This window comes from Actinoallomurus acanthiterrae (assembly GCF_054775715.1).
Genome location: NZ_BAAHCO010000001.1, coordinates 4978998 through 4997675, shown reverse-complemented (window position 1 = coordinate 4997675; position 18678 = coordinate 4978998). Strand labels below are relative to the sequence as shown.

General features: G+C 75.5%; 6 protein-coding genes. All 6 read right to left on the bottom strand.

Annotated elements, in window-relative coordinates; genetic code table 11:
- Positions 1–180: 180 nt before the first annotated feature.
- Genes ACYVF7_RS23920 through ACYVF7_RS23895 form a run of 6 tightly spaced genes read right to left on the bottom strand, consistent with a single transcriptional unit; the run spans position 181 to position 18570 of the window.
- Entirely contained in the window at positions 181–1635 is a 1455-nt protein-coding gene (locus ACYVF7_RS23920) for a glycosyltransferase (RefSeq protein WP_460344669.1), read from the bottom strand.
- On the bottom strand, positions 1632–8879 hold the full coding sequence (locus ACYVF7_RS23915) for an SDR family NAD(P)-dependent oxidoreductase (RefSeq protein WP_460358079.1): 7248 nt from the start codon (positions 8877–8879) through the stop codon (positions 1632–1634). The genes ACYVF7_RS23920 and ACYVF7_RS23915 overlap by 4 nt, the downstream gene beginning before the upstream one ends.
- Positions 8854–12648 carry a type I polyketide synthase gene (locus tag ACYVF7_RS23910; RefSeq protein ID WP_460344666.1) on the bottom strand — a complete coding sequence of 1265 codons (3795 nt, stop codon included), beginning with the start codon at positions 12646–12648 and terminating at the stop codon, positions 8854–8856. The genes ACYVF7_RS23915 and ACYVF7_RS23910 overlap by 26 nt, the downstream gene beginning before the upstream one ends.
- Positions 12645–13946, bottom strand: coding sequence for a beta-ketoacyl reductase (locus ACYVF7_RS23905; RefSeq protein ID WP_460344663.1), 1302 nt, complete (start codon positions 13944–13946; stop codon positions 12645–12647). Before ACYVF7_RS23905 ends, ACYVF7_RS23910 begins: the two co-directional genes overlap by 4 nt.
- Entirely contained in the window at positions 13841–17317 is a 3477-nt protein-coding gene (locus tag ACYVF7_RS23900; RefSeq protein WP_460344660.1) for a type I polyketide synthase, read from the bottom strand. The genes ACYVF7_RS23905 and ACYVF7_RS23900 overlap by 106 nt, the downstream gene beginning before the upstream one ends.
- Positions 17314–18570 (bottom strand): type I polyketide synthase, encoded by a 1257-nt coding sequence (locus ACYVF7_RS23895; protein WP_460344658.1) that lies wholly within the window; start codon positions 18568–18570, stop codon positions 17314–17316. The genes ACYVF7_RS23900 and ACYVF7_RS23895 overlap by 4 nt, the downstream gene beginning before the upstream one ends.
- Positions 18571–18678: the final 108 nt, after the last annotated feature.

The following is an 18678-nucleotide window of genomic DNA, read 5'->3' as shown; positions in this document are numbered from 1 at the left end:
AGTTATAATCCTTCGGATATCGATGCAAGATCGTTTATTCTCTCCTAACCTCAAACCGATCCCCCTCCGAGCGCGCTGACCTGGCCCCGGATCAGGCCCCCAGACCTCGTGTCCCTGGGCGGGCAGGTGTTCGGCCAGGGATACGAGCGGTCCTGGCCGGTTTGATCAGTGCGCGCGTGCTCACGTGCCGTACCGGCTTTCATCCGGGCCGGTCGTCGCGTACCGGTCCACCTTCGCCGCGGAAGCACGCGCCATTCGCCACTGCTCCATGGCGATGTCGGCGGCACGGGACACTCCGCCCGCAGCGCGCAACCTCGCGCTCCAGAGCCGCGCCCGTTCGGTGAAGCGGTCGTCGGTCAGCAGGCGGCTCAGCTTCGCGACCACCTCGTCCGCGTCCGGCTCCCGCCGTACCGCGAGGCCGGCGCCGGAGTCGACCAGCCGGGCGGCGACATCGTGGCAGTCCATCCAGAACGGCAGGGCCAGACCCGGTTTGCCGAACATCAGCCCCTCGTGGACGGCGTTGCCGCCGCCGTGGTTGAAGAAGACCCGGACGTTGGGGTGGGCCAGCACGCCGAGTTGCGAGGGCACCCATTCCACGAGCCGGATGTTGGGCGGCAGCTCGTCCGGCAGGCACTCCCGGGCCGAACCGGCCAGTTTCCACAGCACGCCCACGTCCGGTCCGAGCCGGCGTGCGGCCTCGAGAAGCACCTCGGCCAGGCGCCGCGTCGTCCGCATGACCGTACCGAAGCCGATGTAGACGACGGAGTCGTGGGAGTCGAGCCAGGCGTCGAGCTCGTCGTCACCCGAGCCGCCGGCGGCCTCCTCGGTGACGACCGCGCCGACCATCTTCAGGTGGTCAGGCGCGGCCTGGAAGGGGTACTCCATGCCGAACACCGAGTACCCGAGGACGGCGGACGCGCCGTCGGCGTACCGCGACGGCGCACCGGACGGGTTCGCGATGCCGAGGGCCTTTCTGCGGCGCGTGGCCGCGACGGCGGGCAGCAGCATCCGGGGGCGTGCGAAGACACCCATGGCGCCCAGCCGGAATGCGACGTTCCTGACGCGCTGGCGCGGCGTCATCCGGCGCGGCAGGCCGGAGAACGGCGTCGGGTAGCTCCACGAGAGCCGGTCCATGTAGGCGGCGCTGACCGGCACCGGGACGCTGAGCAGATACGGGACACCGCGCTTGGCGGCGGCGTCGATCGCCCACGGGGTGCACAGGTCGATCACGGCGAAGTCCGGCCGAACCTCGTCGACCACGGCCAGCGCCCGTTCGTACTGCCGCGCCGCGTACGCGTGGTCGGTGTTGGTGTCCCAGAAGGCCACGAGGTTGCGCAGCAGTGACGGCGAGCTCATCGCCGCGATCGTCGCATCGTCCCAGGCGGCCGGGTCGAGCTCGGGCTTGGACGGCCCGTACGACGCGAACCGTACGGTGCCGTGGCCGGGGATGCGTTCGATGTCGGCGCGGCGCTCCTCGCCCGAGGCGAACCACAGGCCGGGCACGCCGCGCTCGTTCAGCTCGCGCGCCATGGCCAGCAGCGGGTTGATCGGTCCGGAGCTCGGTACGGACGCGAACAGGATCCGGGCGTCCGGCCCGGGCAGCGGCGCGGTGGGCCGGGCCGGTGAAACGCTCATGACGTGCCTCCTGGGGGCGTGGGGTCGGCGAGGCGGACCAGCCACTCCTGGACCGTGTGCGCGGTCTCGGAGGCGCGGTCCTCCAGCATGGTGAAGTGGTCGCCGGTGATCTCCCGCGAATCGGCGCCGGTCCAGGTGGCCCGCCATTCCTCGGGTCCCTGCGGGCGGACGAACAGCACCGGCGCGGGCGAACTCCCGGCCTCGTCCTCTGGCCACTGCGCGATGAGGTCCAGGTAGCGGCCCATCGCCGACAGACGCGTGGCGGTGAACGGACCGAACTGCTCCTCCCGGTCCAGCAGCCCGCGCAGCATCGCCCCGACGAAGGCCTCCATCGCCTCGCTGGACGGCAGGTACGTGTCCAGCAGGATCAGGCCGTCGGGCGGGCGTCCCTCTTCGGACAGGCGCCGGGCCAGCGCATGCGCGAACAGCCCGCCGGAGGAGTAGCCGACGAGGGCGAACGGCCGCGGGTCCGCGGTGACCGGTGGGACCATGGCCGCCACGGCGGCGTCCAGCGAGGCGGGCAGCGCGTCGCCGTCGGCGAAGCCCGGGAGGCCGACGGCCTCGACGGTCCGCGCGTCGCGGAAGTGGCCGGCGAACCGCGCGAACTGGTGGGCCCCGCCCATCCCCATCGGAGACGGCAGGCACACCAGCCGGGGCGCGGTCGGACCTTGCGCCAGGGTGATGAAGGAGGCGGGCGCGGGCGTTCCGGCGTCGAACTCCGGGCGCAGCGCGGCGGCGGCCTTGAGCAAGGCGAATCCCGAGTCGCGCAGGCCCGCGCCGACGGCGGCGCGGAACAGCCCGCTCAACGTTTCGGAGTCCTCGGTCCGCTCCGGGTGACCGGCCGGCGTAGCGAGTTCGGCGGTCAGGTACCGGGCGAGCGCGGCGGGGGTGGCGTTGTCGAAGACGACCATGGTGGGCAGGCGCAGGCCGGTCGACTGGTTCAGCAGATTGCGCAGGCGGGTGGCCATCAGCGACTCGAACCCGGACTCCAGGAACCCGTGGTGCGCCGCCACCTCCTCCGGGGAGTCGTGGCCGAGCACGGCGGCCGCGTGGCGGCGGACCAGGTCGAGGACGATCTCCTCGTGCTCGTCCGGCGCCGCGGCCGCCAGCCGTGCCCGCAGGTCGCCCGGCTCGGAGGCGGCGCCGGCCGCGCGGGTGACGCGACGCGGTCGGGTGATCAGCCGGGACAGCAGCGGCGGTACCTGGTCGACCTGGGCGCGGAGTGCGGCCAGGTCGAGCTGCACCGGGACGACCGCGGCACGGTCGGCGGCGAGCGCGGCGTCGAAGAGGGCGAGGCCGTCGTCGGTGGACAGCGCGCGTACGGGGCCGCGGGCCACGGCCGCGGTGTCCACGTTCGCGGTGAGCTCGCTGGTCTGCGCCCACAGTCCCCACGCCAGCGAGGTGCCGGGACGGCCGTGGGCGCGGCGGTGCTCGGCGAGGGCGTCGAGGTAGGCGTTGGCGGCGGCGTAGTTGGCCTGGCCGGGCGCACCGAACACACCGGACGCCGAGGAGAACAGGACGAACGCCGCCAGGTCCTGGTCGCGGGTGAGCTCGTGCAGGTGCCGGGCGGCGTCGGCCTTGGCGGCGAGCACCCGGCCGAGCCGTTCCGGGGTGAGCGCGGTGAGCACGCCGTCGTCCAGCGCGCCGGCGGCGTGCACGACCGCGGTGAGGGGGTGGCCGGGGTCGATCCGGGCGAGGGCGCGCGCGAGGTCGTCGCGGTCGGATGCGTCGCAGGCGGCGATCTCGACCGTGGCGCCGGCGGCGCTCAGCTCGTCGCGGAGGTCGCCGGCTCCGGGCGCCTCGGGGCCGCGGCGGCTGAGCAGGAGCAGGTGCCGGACGCCGTGCTCGGTCACCAGGTGCCGGGCCACGGCGCCGCCCAGGACTCCGGTGCCGCCGGTGACGAGGACCGTACCGGTGGGCCGCCACGGCGGTGCGGCCTCACCGGGGGCGGCGCGGACCAGGCGGGGGACGAGCACCGTGTCGCCGCGCAGGGCGACTTGCGGCTCGGCGGCGCCGGCCAGGGACCGTACCGCGGCGCCGGTCGCGTCGATGTCGCCGGCGGCGCCGGCGTCGACGAGGACCAGGCGGTCCGGGTGTTCGGACTGAGCGCTGCGTACCAGCCCCCATACGGCCGCGGCCACCGGGTTCGGGTCGTCGCCGGGCGCGGCGACGACGGCGGTCCGGGTGAGGACGACCAGCCGTGAATCGGGGGACGCCTCGAGCTCGCGTTGCAGGTCGGTGAGCGCGCGGGTGACGTGCTCGTGCAGGTCGCCGGGGTCCCGGTAGTCGAGTACGGCTACCTCGCCGGTGGCAGCACTGGGCGGGGCGAGCCGTTCCCACTCGATGGCGTACAGCGACCCGGACCGGCCGACGCCGGTGGCGGGGCGGACCGCGAGGCCGTCGATGGTGACGACCGGGTGGCCGGCGGGGTCGGTGGCCTCGATGGTGAACGTGTCGCCGAGGCGGACGCGGACCCGTAGCGACGTGGCTCCGGCCGCGTGCAGGCGGACACCGGACCAGGCGAACGGCAGCCGGACCGTGCCGTCGCCGGGCCCGGCCACGCCGAGCGTGTGCAGGGCGGCGTCGAGCAGCGCCGGGTGCAGGCCGTACGCGCTCGCGGTGGCCTCGGACTCCGGGTCCAGGGCGACCTCGGCGTACAGGTCGTCGCCGTCCCGCCACGCCCGGCGCAGCCCCTGGAACGCCGGGCCGTACCCGTACCCGTCATCGGCCAACCGGCCGTAGAACCCGTCCAGCGCCACCGGCTCCGCCCCGGGCGGCGGCCACGCCCATCCGCCGGCGGGCGGCTCGTCGGAATCCGCGGCGAGGCGGCCCTCGGCGTGCGGCTCCCAGGCCGCGCTCTCGTCCGGCCGGGAGAAGATTCGTACGCGACGCTCGCCATCCACCGCCACCTGCACCGTGACCCTGCCGTCCTCGGGCAGCGACAGCGGCGCGACGAGCGTCAGCTCCTCCACCCCGGAACAGCCCAGCCGGTCCGCGGCGTACAGTGCCAGATCGAGGAACGCCGTACCGGGGAACACGGCCGAATCGCCCAGGCGGTGGTCACCCAGCCACGCGGGTTCGCGCGCGGACAGCTCGCCGGACATCACCAGGCCTCCGGAGTCGGCCAGCTCGGTCACGGTCCGGGCGAACGGGTGGCCGCCGGATCCACCGGCCGGGGCCGACGGCCGGTCCAGCCAGTAGCGGCGCCGCTGGAACGCGTACGTGGGCAGGTCGACACGACGGCCGCCGGACAGCAGGGGCCGGAAGTCGACGTCGGCACCGGTTACGAACAGCTCGGCGGCCGACGCGGCGAGCCGGTCCAGGCCGCCGTCGCCCCGGCGCAGCGATCCGGTGACGACACCGCCGCCGAGTTCGTCGAGGGTCTCCTCGATGCCGAAGATCTGGCCGGGGTGCGCGCTGATCTCCAGGTACGTGGTGTGGCCGGCGTCGGCGAGGGCTCGGACCGTCCGCTCGAACAGGACCGGTTGGCGCATGTTGTCGTACCAGTACGCCGCGTCCAGCCGCGCCGTGTCGAGCGGGCCGGCGATGACGGTGGAGTAGAACGGCACGTCACCGGTACGCGGATCCAGGCCGTCGAGGGCCTCGGCGAGTTCGGCGCGCATCCCTTCGACGTGCGGGGAGTGGGAGGCGAAGGTGGCGGGGATGCGCCGCGCCCGTACGCCGTCGTCGACGCAGGCGGCCATGAGCTCGTCGAGGACCGCGTGTTCGGCGGACACGACGACCGAGCCGGGGCTGTTCACGGCGGCGATGGTCACCCGGTCGCCCCAGCGGGCCAGGCGGGCGCGCATGCGTCCTTCGGACTCGGCGGCGGCCATGAGCCCGCCGTGTTCGGGCATGTGCCGCGCCATCCGGCTGCGCAGGGAGACAATGTGAGCGCCGTCGCGGAGGGACAGTCCGCCGGCCACGCAGGCGGCGGCGATCTCGCCTTGGGAGTGCCCGATGACGGCGGCCGGTTCCACGCCCCAAGAGCGCCACACCTCGGCCAGCGACACCATCATCGCCCACAGGACGGGCTGCACCACCTCGACGCGTTGCAGTTGCTCGGCATCCTCGGCGGCCTCGGCCGGCGACCAGTCGACGAACTCGCCCAGCGCCGCGGCGCACTCACCGAACCTCTCCGCGAACACCGGTGACGACCTCAACAGCTCCGATGCCATACCCGCCCACTGCGACCCCTGACCTGGGAACACCCAGACGACACCCGACGACACGGTCTCCGGCCGCGCCCGTCCGCGCACTACACCAGGGCACGCCTCGCCGACCGCCAGGGCCTTCAGCGCGCCGGCCTTGTCGGAGCCCAGGACCACGGCCCGGTGCTCCAACCGAGCACGACCCGACAGCAACGAGAACCCCACATCGACCGGCGACGGCTCCCCCGCCGGCGAAGCCAGCCGTCCTGCCTGCTCCTGAAGGGCCTCATCGGTCGCGGCCGACAGGACCCAGGGGACGGGGCCGTCCACGGTCGGTGCCTCGGGCGCGGGCTCGTGCTCCGGGGATTCCAGGATGACGTGGGCGTTGGTGCCGCTGATGCCGAACGAGGACACGGCGGCGCGGCGCGGTCGGCCCGTCTCGGGCCAGGTCACGGGCTTGCGCAGCAGTTCGACGGCGCCGGAGGTCCAGTCCACGTGCGGGGTCGGCTCGTCGATGTGCAGGGACGCGGGCAGCACGCCCCGCCGCATCGCCTCCACCATCTTGATCACGCTGGCCGCACCGGCCGCCGCCTGCGTGTGCCCCAGGTTCGACTTGATCGACCCCAGCCACAGCGGACGGTCCTCCGGCAGGCCCTGCCCGTACGTGGCCAGGACCGCCTGCGCCTCGATCGGATCACCCAGCCGGGTCCCGGTACCGTGCGCGTCCACCGCGTCCACATCACCGGGAGCAAGCCCGGCCGACGCCAACGCCGCCCGGATCACCCGTTGCTGCGACGGCCCGTTCGGCGCCGTCAACCCGTTCGACGCCCCGTCCTGATTGACCGCCGAACCCCGTACCACGGCCAGTACCGGATGACCGTTGCGGCGCGCGTCCGACGCGCGTTCGACGAGCAGCATCCCGACACCCTCGGACCAGCCGGTGCCGTCGGCAGCCGCCGCGAACGGTTTGCACCGCCCGTCGGGGGACAGTGCCCGCTGGCGGGAGAACTCGACGAACACGCCGGGCGTCGCCATCACGGCCACCCCGCCGGCCAGCGCCAGATCGCATTCGCCGGCCCGCAGCGCCTGCGCGGCGAGGTGCAGCGTCACCAGTGAGGAGGAGCACGCCGTGTCCACCGTCACCGCCGGCCCCTCGAGTCCGAACGTGTACGCCACCCGGCCGGAGGCGACGCTGCCCGCGTTGCCGGCCCCGAGGTGCCCTTCGACCTCTTCCGGGACATGGTCGAGGCGCCCCAGGTAGTCGTGGTACATCAGCCCGGCGAACACACCCGTCCGGCTACCACGCAACGACCGCGGATCAATACCCGCCCGCTCGAACGCCTCCCACGACACCTCCAACAACAACCGCTGCTGAGGATCCATCGCCACCGCCTCACGCGGCGACACCCCGAACAACCCCGCATCGAAATCCGCCACATCATGCAAGAACCCACCCGCACGCGTGTAGCTCGTCCCGACGCGCTCGGGATCGGGGTCGAACAGCCCCTCCAGATCCCAGCCGCGGTCGACGGGGAACTCCGACACGACATCGCGTTCCTCGGCGAGCATCCGCCACAGGTCCTCGGGCGCCGCCACGCCACCGGGGTACCGGCAGGCCATGCCGACGATGACGATCGGATCGTCGTCGACGGCCGACGGCGCGGATCCGGTCCCGGTGGCGGTCGCCGCGGCGCCCGCGCCGTCACCGAGCAGTTCCGCTTCCAGCATGGCCGCGAGCAGCCGCGGCGTGGGGTGGTCGAACACCAGCGTCGGGGACAGCCGCAGCCCGGTCTCCTCGGCCAGGCCGGTGCGCAACTCGACCGCGGCCAGCGAGTCGAACCCGAGATCGCTGAACGCCTGGGACGGGTCGACCCGCTCGGCGGACGCGTGCCCGAGTACGGCGGCGGCGTGGCGCCGTACGAGGTCCTCGACGGCACGCCGGCGCGCCGCCGGGGCGAGCCCGTCGAGGCGCCGTCGCAGGGCCATGCCCACGGGCCCGTCCGCCGTGGCCGCGGCATCGGCGGCGACCGGAATGCGGGCGGGCGGGGCGATACCGCGCAGCGGCGCGGGAAGCGGCCCCGTCCGGGTGTGCAGAGCCGCCGGGTCCAGGCCGATCGGTACGAGCAACGCCTCGGGCCGGGTGAGGGCGGTGTCGAACGCGGCGAGCGCCTCCTCGGTGGTGAGGGGGCGTACGCCGCCGCGTGCCATGCGCCGGCGGTCGGTGTCGGACAGCCCGCTGCTGAGCTCGCTGCGTTCCGCCCACAGGCCCCACGCCAGAGACAGTCCCGCGTGTCCGTGCGCGCGCCGGTGGCCGGCCAGGGCGTCCAGGTAGGCGTTGGCCGCGGCGTAGTTGGCCTGGCCGGGGCCGCCGAGCACGCCGGTGGCCGAGGAGAACAGCACGAACGCGGCCAGGTCGCGGTCGCGGGTGAGCTCGTGCAGGTGCCGGGCGCCGTCGGCCTTGGCCGCGAGGACCGCGTCGAGCCGATCGGGGGTCAGGGACGTCAGCACCCCGTCATCGACGATGCCGGCGGCGTGGACGACGGCGGTGAGCGGGTGCTCGGCGGGGATGCCGGCGAGCACCCGCTCGACGGCGCCGCGGTCGGCGACGTCGCAGGCAAGCACGCGCGCGTCCGCGCCGAGGCCAGTCAGCTCGTCGACCAGGGCGGCGGCGCCTGGCGCCTGGAGCCCGCGGCGGCTCACCAGGACCAGCCGCCGTACGCCGTGCTTCCGGGCGAGATGCCGGGCGACCGTGGCGCCGAGCGTCCCGGTACCGCCGGTGATCAAGGCGGTCCCGCGGGTCCACGGGCGTTCGGGTGGCGTCTCGCCGGCGGCCGGGACGCGGCGCAGCCGGGGCACCAGGAACCGGCCGTCGCGCACCGCGAGCTGCGGTTCGGAGTCCGGTAGCGCGGACGGGTCGAGCTCTCCGTCGTCCTCCCGGTCCACCAGGACGAACCGGCCGGGGTGCTCGGCCTGCGCCGCGCGGACCAGTCCCCACAAGGCCGCGGCCGCCGGATCCGGGTCGGCGCCGACCGCCGCGCGGGTCGTGACGATCAGGCGGCCCGTGTCGTCACCGGCCGCGAGGTGTTCTTGCAGCGCCGCGAGGACCCGCGCGGTCAGCGCGCGCGTCCGGGCGGCCGGGTCGGCGGCGTCCCCGGGCCCGGTGCAGTCCAGTACGGCGTCGCCCGGCCTGCCGCTGGTGGACGGCGGTGCCGGGGCAAGGTCGGCGAGCACCCAGTCGAGCGCGAACAACGGCGCCGGGCGGCCGGCCACCGGGGTGGCGGGTGCGGGACGCAACGTGAGCGACCCGACCGAGACGACGGGTGTGCCCGGCCGGGTCGGTGGCCTCCAGCGTGAGACCGTCCGGCGCGGAGGCGGTGATCCGCACCCGGAGCCGGGTGGCGCCGGTGGCGTGCAGCCGGACCCGGCTCCACGCGAACGGCAGGCGGGTCGGCCCGGCCGGGTCGGCACCCAGCGCCACCGGGTGCAGGGCCGCGTCGAACAGCGCCGGGTGCAGCCCGAACGCCCGCCCGCCCGCGTCGCCGGGCAGGTCCACCTCGGCGTACAGGTCCTCGCCGGTCCGCCACGCCGCGGTCACCCCGCGGAACGCGGGCCCGTAGCCGAGCCCCACGACGGCGAACCGTTCGTACAGGTCGCGCACGTCCACTGGTCGTGCCCCGGGCGGCGGCCACGCGGCCGGCCCGGGGGGCGGGGCGGGGTCGGCGGCGGTCCCGGGCCGGACGAGGCCGGTGCCGTGGCAGGTCCACGGCTCCGATTCGGTGTGGTCTGGGCCGTCCGGCTGGGAGTGGATGGTGCAGGTACGCGCGCCGGAGCCGTCGGCCGGCCCGAGCGCGACCTGGACGCGCACACCGCCGTCGTCCGGCAGGACGAGCGGGGCCTGGAGCGTGAGCTCGTCGAGCACGGGGCAGCCCGCCTGGTCTCCGGCGCGCAGCGCCAGCTCGGCGAACCCGGTGCCGGGGAACAGCACCGCGCCCGCCACGACGTGGTCGGCCAGCCACGGCTGCGCCGCGACGGACAGCCGGCCCGTCAGCAGCACGCCGTCATTGTCGGCGAGCGTGACCGCCGCTGTCAGCAGCGGGTGCTCGGCGGGGACGAGCCCCGCTCCGCGCGGATCGTTCGCGCCGTCCGGGGCGTCCAGCCAGTACCGTTCCCGCTGGAAGGCGTACGTGGGCAGGTCGGTGAGCCGGCCCGTGCCGCCACCGAGTACCGCGGTCCAGTCGGTGTCGGCTCCCGTGGCGTGCAGCCGCCCCACGCCGGCGAGCAGGCTCAGGCTCTCCGGCGCGTCCTTGCGCTGCAGTGGCACGACGGCGGTGTCGGCGTCGTCGTCCGCGGCGTCCAGGCAGCCGGAGACCATCACGGACAGCTCCGCGCCCGGGCCGATCTCGGCGAACCGGGTGATGCCGGCGGCGCGCAGCGCGCGGATTCCGTCGGCGAACCGCACGGTCTCGCGTACGTGCCGCACCCAGTAGTCCGCGGTGGCCGGTTCGTCCCCGGCGACCCGGCCGGTCAGGTTCGACACCAGGGGGATGCGCGGCGGCCGCAGGTCCAGGTCCGCGACGACCGCGCGGAACGGCTCCAGCATCGGCTCCATCAGCGGCGAGTGGAACGCGTGCGAGACCCGCAGGCGGCTGGTCCGCCGCCCGGCGCCGCGCAGTTCCCCGGCGATCCGGTCGATCTCCTCGCCGTCCCCGGACAGGACGACGGCGCGCGGACCGTTGACGGCCGCGAGGGCGACCTGTTCGGACAGCAGCGGCGCGACGTCCTCCGGCGTGGCCTCGACGGCGAGGACCGCGCCGCCGTCGGGGAGCGCCTCCATCAGACGGGCGCGGGCGGCGACGAGCCGGGCCGCGTCCGGCAGGTCGAGCACGCCGGCGACGTGCGCGGCGGCGATCTCGCCGAGGGAGTGCCCCGCCACCGCGTCCGGGTGGATTCCCCACGCGGCGAGCTGGCGGGCCAGCGCCACCTCGAAGGCGAACAGGGCGGGCTGGGCGTGTCCCGTACGGTCGAGCGATCCCCCGTCGTTCGCGTCACGGACGGGCACGTCGAGCAGCGGGTCGAGGACGGCGCAGACCTCCGCGAACGCCGCACGGAACTCCGGGTGGCGGTCGGCCAGCTCGTTCCCCATCCCGGGCCGCTGGGCGCCCTGCCCGGCGAACACGAACGCGGTACGGCCGGCCGCCGCCGTACCGGTGGCCACCCTGGCGGCGCGCGCGCCGCGGCCGAGGGCGCCCAGGCCGTCGAGGAGCTCGTCGTGGTCGCCGCCGACCACGACGGCCCGGTACGGGAATCGCGCGCGCCTGCCCGCCAGGGTGCGTGCGACGTCGCCGAGCGGGGCGTCCGGCTCGGCCTGGAGCCGGTTCCGCAGGCGGACGGCCTGGTCACGGAGCGCCTCGGCGGTCCGCGCGGAGACCACGAGCGGTGTGAGCGGGGCGGCGGGCGCGGACTCCGGCTCCGTACCGTCGTCCTCCTCCAGGATGACGTGGGCATTGGTGCCGCTGAACCCGAACGAGGACACGCCGGCGCGGCGCGGCCGGCCGTCCACCGTCCAGGGCCGGGCCTCGGCGAGCGGCTCGACCGCGCCGGAGGACCAGTCGACCTGCGGGGTCGGGGCGTCAAGGTGCAGGGTGCGGGGCATGACGCCGTTCCGCATCGCCTGCACGGTCTTGATCACTCCGGCCACGCCGGCGGCGGCCGCCGTGTGCCCGAGGTTGGACTTCACCGAGCCCAGGTACAGCGGCGCACCGGGCCGTTCCCGTCCGTACACGGCCAGCAGCGCCTGCGCCTCGATCGGGTCGCCGAGCCGGGTCCCGGTGCCGTGTCCCTCCACCAGGTCGATCTCGCCGGGCGCCAGCCCCGCCGCGGCCAGCGCCGACCGGATGACCCGCTGCTGCGACGGGCCGTTCGGGGCGGTCAGTCCGTTGGACGCGCCATCGGAGTTGACCGCCGATCCGCGCACCACGGCCAGCACCCGGTGGCCGTTGCGGCGAGCGTCCGACAGCCGTTCGACCATCAGCATCCCGGCGCCCTCGGACCAGCCGGTGCCGTCGGCGCCCGCGGCATAGGCCTTGCACCGGCCATCGGGGGCCAGGCCGCGCTGCCGCGCGAACTCCACGAACACCCCCGGCGTGGCCATCACTGACGCTCCCCCGGCCAGCGCCAGGTCGCACTCGCCGCCCCGCAGCGCCCGCACCGCCAGGTGCAGGGCGACCAGGGACGAGGAGCAGGCCGTGTCCACCGTCATCGTCGGGCCCTCGACGCCGAACACGTACGCCAGCCGCCCGGACGCCACGCTCGCCGCGTTGCCGACCCCGAGGTAGCCCTCGAGCTCGGGCGGCGCGGGCCGCAGCCGGGCCGCGTAGTCGGCGTAGGCCACGCCGGTGAACACCCCGGTACGGCTGCCGCGCACCGTGGACGGGTCGATGCCGGCGCGTTCGAACGCCTCCCACGCGGTCTCCAGCAGCAGCCGCTGCTGCGGGTCCATGGCCAGCGCCTCGCGCGGCGAGATGCCGAAGAACCCGGCGTCGAAGTCACCGGGCGCGGCGAGGAACCCTCCGGTGCGGACGTAGGTGGTGCCGGGGCGGGAGAGTTCCGGGTCGTACAGGGCGGCGAGGTCCCAGCCGCGGTCGGTGGGGAGGCCGGTCAGCACGTCCTCGCCGGCCTCGAGCAGCGCCCACAGGTCCTCCGGCGCGCTGATGCCGCCGGGGAACCGGCAGGCCATGCCGACGATCGCGACGGGTTCGCGTGCCGTCTCCTCCAGTTCGTGCAGGCGGGACCGGGTGTCGCGCAGTTCGGCGGTGGCCCGGCGCAGGTAGTACTGGAGGCGGGTCTCGTTGTCGCCCGTCATGATGGGAACTCCTCATCTGAGATGCCGAACTCCCGGCCGAGGAGCGCGAAGACCTCCTCGTCCGTGGCCGAGTCGAGGCCGTCCGTGGTGTCGTCGGTGACATCCGCGGTGACGCCGCTCCACCGGTCGAGCAGGTCGCGCAGCCGGACCGTCACGGCCGCCCGTCCGGCCTCGTCCACCGGGGTCGTGGCCAGCGCGTCCGCCAGCCGGTCCAGCGCCGCGGTCAGCGCGTCCGCGCCCGGTTCGCCGCCGAACCGCTCGCTGAGGTACGCGGCCATGGCCTCGGCGGTGGGGTGATCGAAGACGAGCGTGGCCGGGAGGCCGAGCCCGACGGCGACCTCCAGCCGGTTGCGCAGCTCCACGGCGGTGAAGGAGGTGAATCCGAGGTCCCGCAGTGCCATGTCCGGTGGCACCTGGTCCGCGCCGCGGTGGCCGAGGACGGCGGCGATCTGCGTTCGGACGAAGTCCAGCAGCACCGCGCGCCGGTTCGCGGCGTCGGTGCCGGCGAGGCGGTCCCGCAGCCCGCCGGACGCCTCGGCCGCGGGACCGTCGGCGTACCCGGCCGCCTCCGGGATACCGGCGAGCGACGGCAGCCGGCGTGCCGTGGTGAGCGCGGGGGCGAACACGGGCCAGTCGACGTCGGCGACCGCGACGACCCGATCCGCCGCGCCGAGCGCCCGGTACAGCTCGTCGAGCGCCGTGTCCGGCGGCAGCGGCCGCAGTCCGTGCCGGGTGACGCGCTCGGTCACGGTCGCCGCCATGCCGGCGCCCTCCCACGGGCCCCACGCGACCGACAGGCCGGGCAGCCCGGCGGCGGCGCGCTGGTGGATCAGCGCGTCGAGATAGGCGTTCGCGGCGGCGTACGCGCCCTGCGTCACGGATCCGATCACACCCGCGAGCGACGAGAACACCACGAACGCCGAGAGTGGCCGGTCGCGGGTGAGCTCGTGCAGGTTGGCCGCACCGGCGACCTTGGCGCGCAGCGCGGCGGCGAGCCGGTCGAGGCCGAGTCCGTCGAGCACGCCGTCCTCGGCCATGCCAGCCGCGTGGAACACGGCGTCGACCGTCCGCCCGGCCAGTACCCGGGCCAGCGCGTCCCGGTCGGCGACGTCGCAGGCCACGACCTCCAACCGGACGTCGGTCAGTTCCTCGGCGAGCGCGCGGGCGGCGGGCGTGTCCGGCCCGCCGCGGCTCAGCAGGATGATGTGGCCGGCTCGGTGACCGCGAGCTTGCGGGCGAGGTGCCCGCCGAGCGCGCCGGTGCCGCCCGTGACGAGGACGGTCCCGGCCGGGCGCCACGGTTCGCCGCCTTCGGGAGGCCGGGGCGCGTACTGGATCCGCCGGGCGAACGCACCGCCGGGGGCCAGCGTGACCTGGTCCTCGCCGGTGCCGCCGGCCAGGATCGCGGCGAGGCGGTCGGCCGTGGCCGCGTCGGGCGCCTCCGGCAGGTCGACCAGCCCGCCCCACCGGCGCGGGTGTTCCAGGGCGGCCACGCGACCAAGACCCCAGAGCATCGCCTGCGCGGGCCGTACGGGCTCGGCCACGCCGCGCGTCAGGCACCAGACGGGGGCCTCGGTCGACTGGATCATTCGCAGTGTCGCGGCCAGCCCGGCGGGCACGACCTCGGCGCCGGGCACGGGCCGCTCGTCCAGGCCCAGCAGCGAGACGATCCCCGTCACGTCCCCAGCCTGATCGCCGACCTTCCGCAGTGCCGCGGAGAGCGCCTCGCCGGTCCGGTCACCGAGCGGATCGATCACCACGCGTTCCACCCGGGCCTGCGGCGCGAGGGCGGCGGTGGCCGTACGCTCGGCCGCCGATACGCGGGCGTCCGGGACCACCAGGAGCCAGGTGCCGGTGGGGCGCGCGGTCTCCTCGGCGAGCCGTGTCCAGCCGACCGCGTATCGCTGCGGGCCGGGCGGCGTGGCCGGCGGCGCGGCGGGCCGCAGCCAGTACCGTTCGCGCTGGAACGCGTACGTCGGCAGGTCGACGGCGGGTCCGCCCGGGTCGGGCCGCACCGCGGTCCAGTCCACCGGTGCGCCCGTGACGTGCAGGGTCGACACGGCCGTCAACAGCGCCTCCGGGTCGTCCCGGTCGGCGCGCAGCGTGGGGACGAGTACCGCCGGTTCGCCGGTGGCGGGCAGGTTGTCGCGGGTCATGCCGCACAGCGCGGCGTCCGGGCCGAGTTCGACGAACCGGGACACGCCCCACTCGGCGGCGACGCGCACGGCCGGGCCGAAGCGTACGGACCTGCGCGCGTGCCGGACCCAGTGGTCGGCGTCGGTCAGCTCCGCCGCCGTGGCGAGACGCCCGGTGACGGTCGACACGATCGGGATGCGGGGCTCGTGCCGGGTGGTCCGCTCGACCGTCCGGCGGTAGGCGTCCAGCATCGGGTCCATCCGCGGCGAGTGGAAGGCGTGCGAGACCCGCAGCCGGTGCACGCGGCGGCCCGCGTCCCGCAGCCGCGCGGCGACTGCCTCGACCGGTTCCTCGTCGCCGGACAGCACGACCGACCGGGGCCCGTTGACGGCCGCGATGTCCGCACCGGGCCGGCCGAACAGCTCGGCGGCCTCCTCCTCGGTGGCCTCCACCGCGACCATCGCGCCGCCGGCCGCGAGCCCCTGCATGAGCCGGCCGCGCGCGGTCACCAGCGCGCACGCGTCGGCCAGCGAGAACACGCCCGCGACGTGCGCGGCGGCGAGCTCGCCGACGGAGTGGCCGACCACGATGTCCGGCCGTACGCCCCAGGACTCCAGCAGCCGGTACAGCGCGACCTCGAGCGCGAACAGGGCGGGCTGGGTGTGCTCGGTACGGTGGAGGTCCTCGGTGGCCAACGCTTCCCCGAGCGCCGGGTCGAGGTGCGCGAGTACCTCCGCGAACGCGTCGTCGAAGGCCGGGAAGGCGGCGCGGGCGGCCGCGCCCATTCCGGGGTGCTGCGCCCCCTGCCCGGTGAACAGGAACGCGGTCTTCCCGGTCCGCGCCGCACCCTCGACGACCCCGGCGGAGGCCGTGCCGTCGGCGAGCGCGTCCAGCCCGGCCAGCAGTTCCGGTGCCGTCCGGCCCGTGACGACGGCCCGGTGCCGGAGGCCGGCACGGGTCGTGGCGAGGGCGTACGCCACGCGGGGTGGACTCCAGCTCCGGTCGCCGTCCAGGTGGGCGCGCAGCCGCGCGCTCTGTGCCCGGAGAGCGTCCGCGGAGGCCCCGTACACCGGCCAGGCCACCGGTACGCCGCGCGGGGCCTCCGGCTCCGGTTCGTCGTCCGGCCCGGCGGGGTCGTCGCCCTGTTCGAGGATGACGTGCGCGTTGGTGCCGCTGGCGCCGAACGAGGACACCCCGGCGCGTCGCGGGCGGCCGGTGTCCGGCCACGGTACGGCCTCGGTCAGCAGCCGTACGGCGCCCGCGGTCCAGTCCACGTGCGGGGTCGGCTCGTCGATGTGGAGGGTCGCCGGAAGCCGGCCGTGCCGCATCGCCTCCACCATCTTGATCACACCCGCGACCCCGGCCGCGGCCTGAGTGTGACCGAGGTTGGACTTGATCGACCCCAGCCACAGGGGACGATCCTCCGGACGGCCCTGCCCGTAGGCGGCCAGCACCGCCTGCGCCTCGATCGGGTCACCCAACCGGGTTCCCGTCCCGTGCGCCTCCACGGCGTCCACCTCGGATGGGCTCAGACCCGCGTCGGACAGCGCGGCGTGGATCACCCGCTGCTGCGACGGCCCGTTCGGCGCCGTCAGACCGTTCGACGCCCCGTCCTGGTTGACCGCCGAACCCTTCACCACCGCCAGGACCGGATGCCCGTGCCGCCGCGCGTCGGACAGGCGCTCGAGCAGCAGCAGGCCGGCCCCTTCGCCGAATCCCGCGCCGTCGGCGGCGGCCGCGAACGCCTTGCAGCGGCCGTCCGTCGCGAGCCCGCCCTGCTGGGCGAACTCCACGAACACGCCCGGTGTCGCCATCACGGTCGCCCCGCCGGCGAGCGCGAGGTCGCAGTCGCCGACGCGTAGGGCCCGCGCGGCCAGGTGCAGGGCGAGCAACGACGACGAGCAGGCGGTGTCCACTGTGACGGCGGGTCCCTCGAGCCCGAGCACGTACGCGATGCGGCCGGAGGCGACGCTGCCGGACGTACCGTTGCCGATGAACGGCCGCAATTCGTCGGGCACCGCCCCGAGCGGGGGCGCGTAGTCGTGGTACATGACGCCGGTGAACACCCCGGTACGGCTGCCGTGCAGCGACCGCGGGTCGACTCCCGCGCGCTCGATCGCCTCCCACGCGGTCTCGAGCAGAAGCCGCTGCTGCGGGTCCATGGCGGTCGCCTCGCGCGGGGAGATGCCGAAGAACGCGGCGTCGAAGCCTGCCGCGTCCGTCAGGAACCCGCCCTGCCGGGCCCGGCTCTGCCCGTCGCCGCCGGGAAGCCCGTCGTACACCCGGCCGATGTCCCAGCCGCGGTCGTCGGGGAAGCCGGTCAGCGCCTCGCGGCCGTCCTCGACGAGCCGCCACAGGTCGGCGGCGGACGCGACGTCGCCGGGGAAGCGGCACGCCGTCGCGACGATCGCGATCGGCTCGGTCGCCGCGGCCATCAGCCGCCGGTTCTGCTCACGGAGGCGCTCGACCTCCTTCAGCGACGACCGAAGCGCCTCGACGAACTCTTCGGGTGCGGCGTTGCCCTGCGTGCTCACCGTTCCGCCTCCCGCAGGCCGTCCCCGGTGGCGAGGCGCAGCAGCGCCTCGGCGTCGAGGTCGTCGATGCCGCCGCCCGGGAACGCGGGTGCCGCGTCGGTGGGATCGGCGGCGTCGGGGTCGGTGAGCCGCAGCAGCAGGTCCAGTACGCCCGCCTGCCGCAGCCGGCTGACGGGGATGGCGGCGAGCCGTTGGCGTATCCGCTCGTCCGGGTCGCCCGGTGGCGCGGGGTCCGGCTCACCGGCGGGCGTCAGCCGCGTGTGCAGGTGCGCGGCCAGCGCGGCGGGGGTCGGATGGTCGAACACCAGGGTGGCGGGCAGGCGCAGCCCGGTCGCGGCGCCCAGCCGGTTGCGGAGCTGTACGGCGGTCAGCGAGTCGAAGCCGAGTTCGCTGAACGCGCGTGCCGCGTCGATGTCCGCGGCCACGGTGTACCCGAGTACGGTCGCGGCCTCGGCGGCGACCAGGTCGGTGAGCGCGCCGAGGCGCGCGTCCGCGTCCAGACCGGCGAGCCGGTCGCCGATGTCCGGTGCGGGCGGGCGGGCGGCCGTACCGGTACGGCGCTGCGGGGAGAGCCCGGCGAGCATCGGGTGCGTGAATCGTCCGCGGGAGTCCAGGCCGATGGGGACGAGGTTCGGGTCGCCGAGCCGGACGGCGGTGTCGAACAGCGCCAGGCCCTCGGCCGTGCCGAGGGGCCGCGCCCCGTCGTCGCGCATGCGCGTCAGGTCGGCCGCGTCGAGCCGTCCGGTGAGCTCGCTCTCCGGCGCCCACCAGCCCCAGGCGAGGGACTGCGCGGGCAGGCCGAGCGCGCGCCGGTGCCGGGCCAGCGCGTCGACGAACGCGTTGGCGGCCGCGTAGTTGGCCTGGCCCGGAGAGCCGAGCACGCCGGCCGCAGAGGAGAACAGAACGAACGCCGCCAGGTCGTGGTCGCGGGTGAGCTCGTGCAGCAGCCAGGCGGCGTCCGCCTTGGCACGCAGCACCGCGTCAAGGCGATCGGGGTCGAGGGACGTGAGCACCCCGTCGTCGAGGCCGGCGGCCGCGTGCACGACACCGGTCAGCGGATGGCCGGGGTCGATTCCGGCGAGCAGGCCGGCGAGCGCGTCCCGGTCGGTCACATCGCAGGCGGCGATGCGTACGTCGGCGCCGTGGCGGGCCAGCTCGGCGTGCAGGGCGGCCGCGCCGGGCGCGTCGGCGCCGCGCAGGCCGGCCAGGAGCAGCCGCCGGACGCCGTGCTCCGTGACGAGGTGCCGGGCCACGGCGGCGCCGAGGGTACCGGTCCCCCCGGTGATCAGTACGGTGCCGCGGCGGCCACGCCTCGCGTGGTCGCCCCGGGGCGGCCCGGCCGTGGCGGCGGGTGAGCCGGG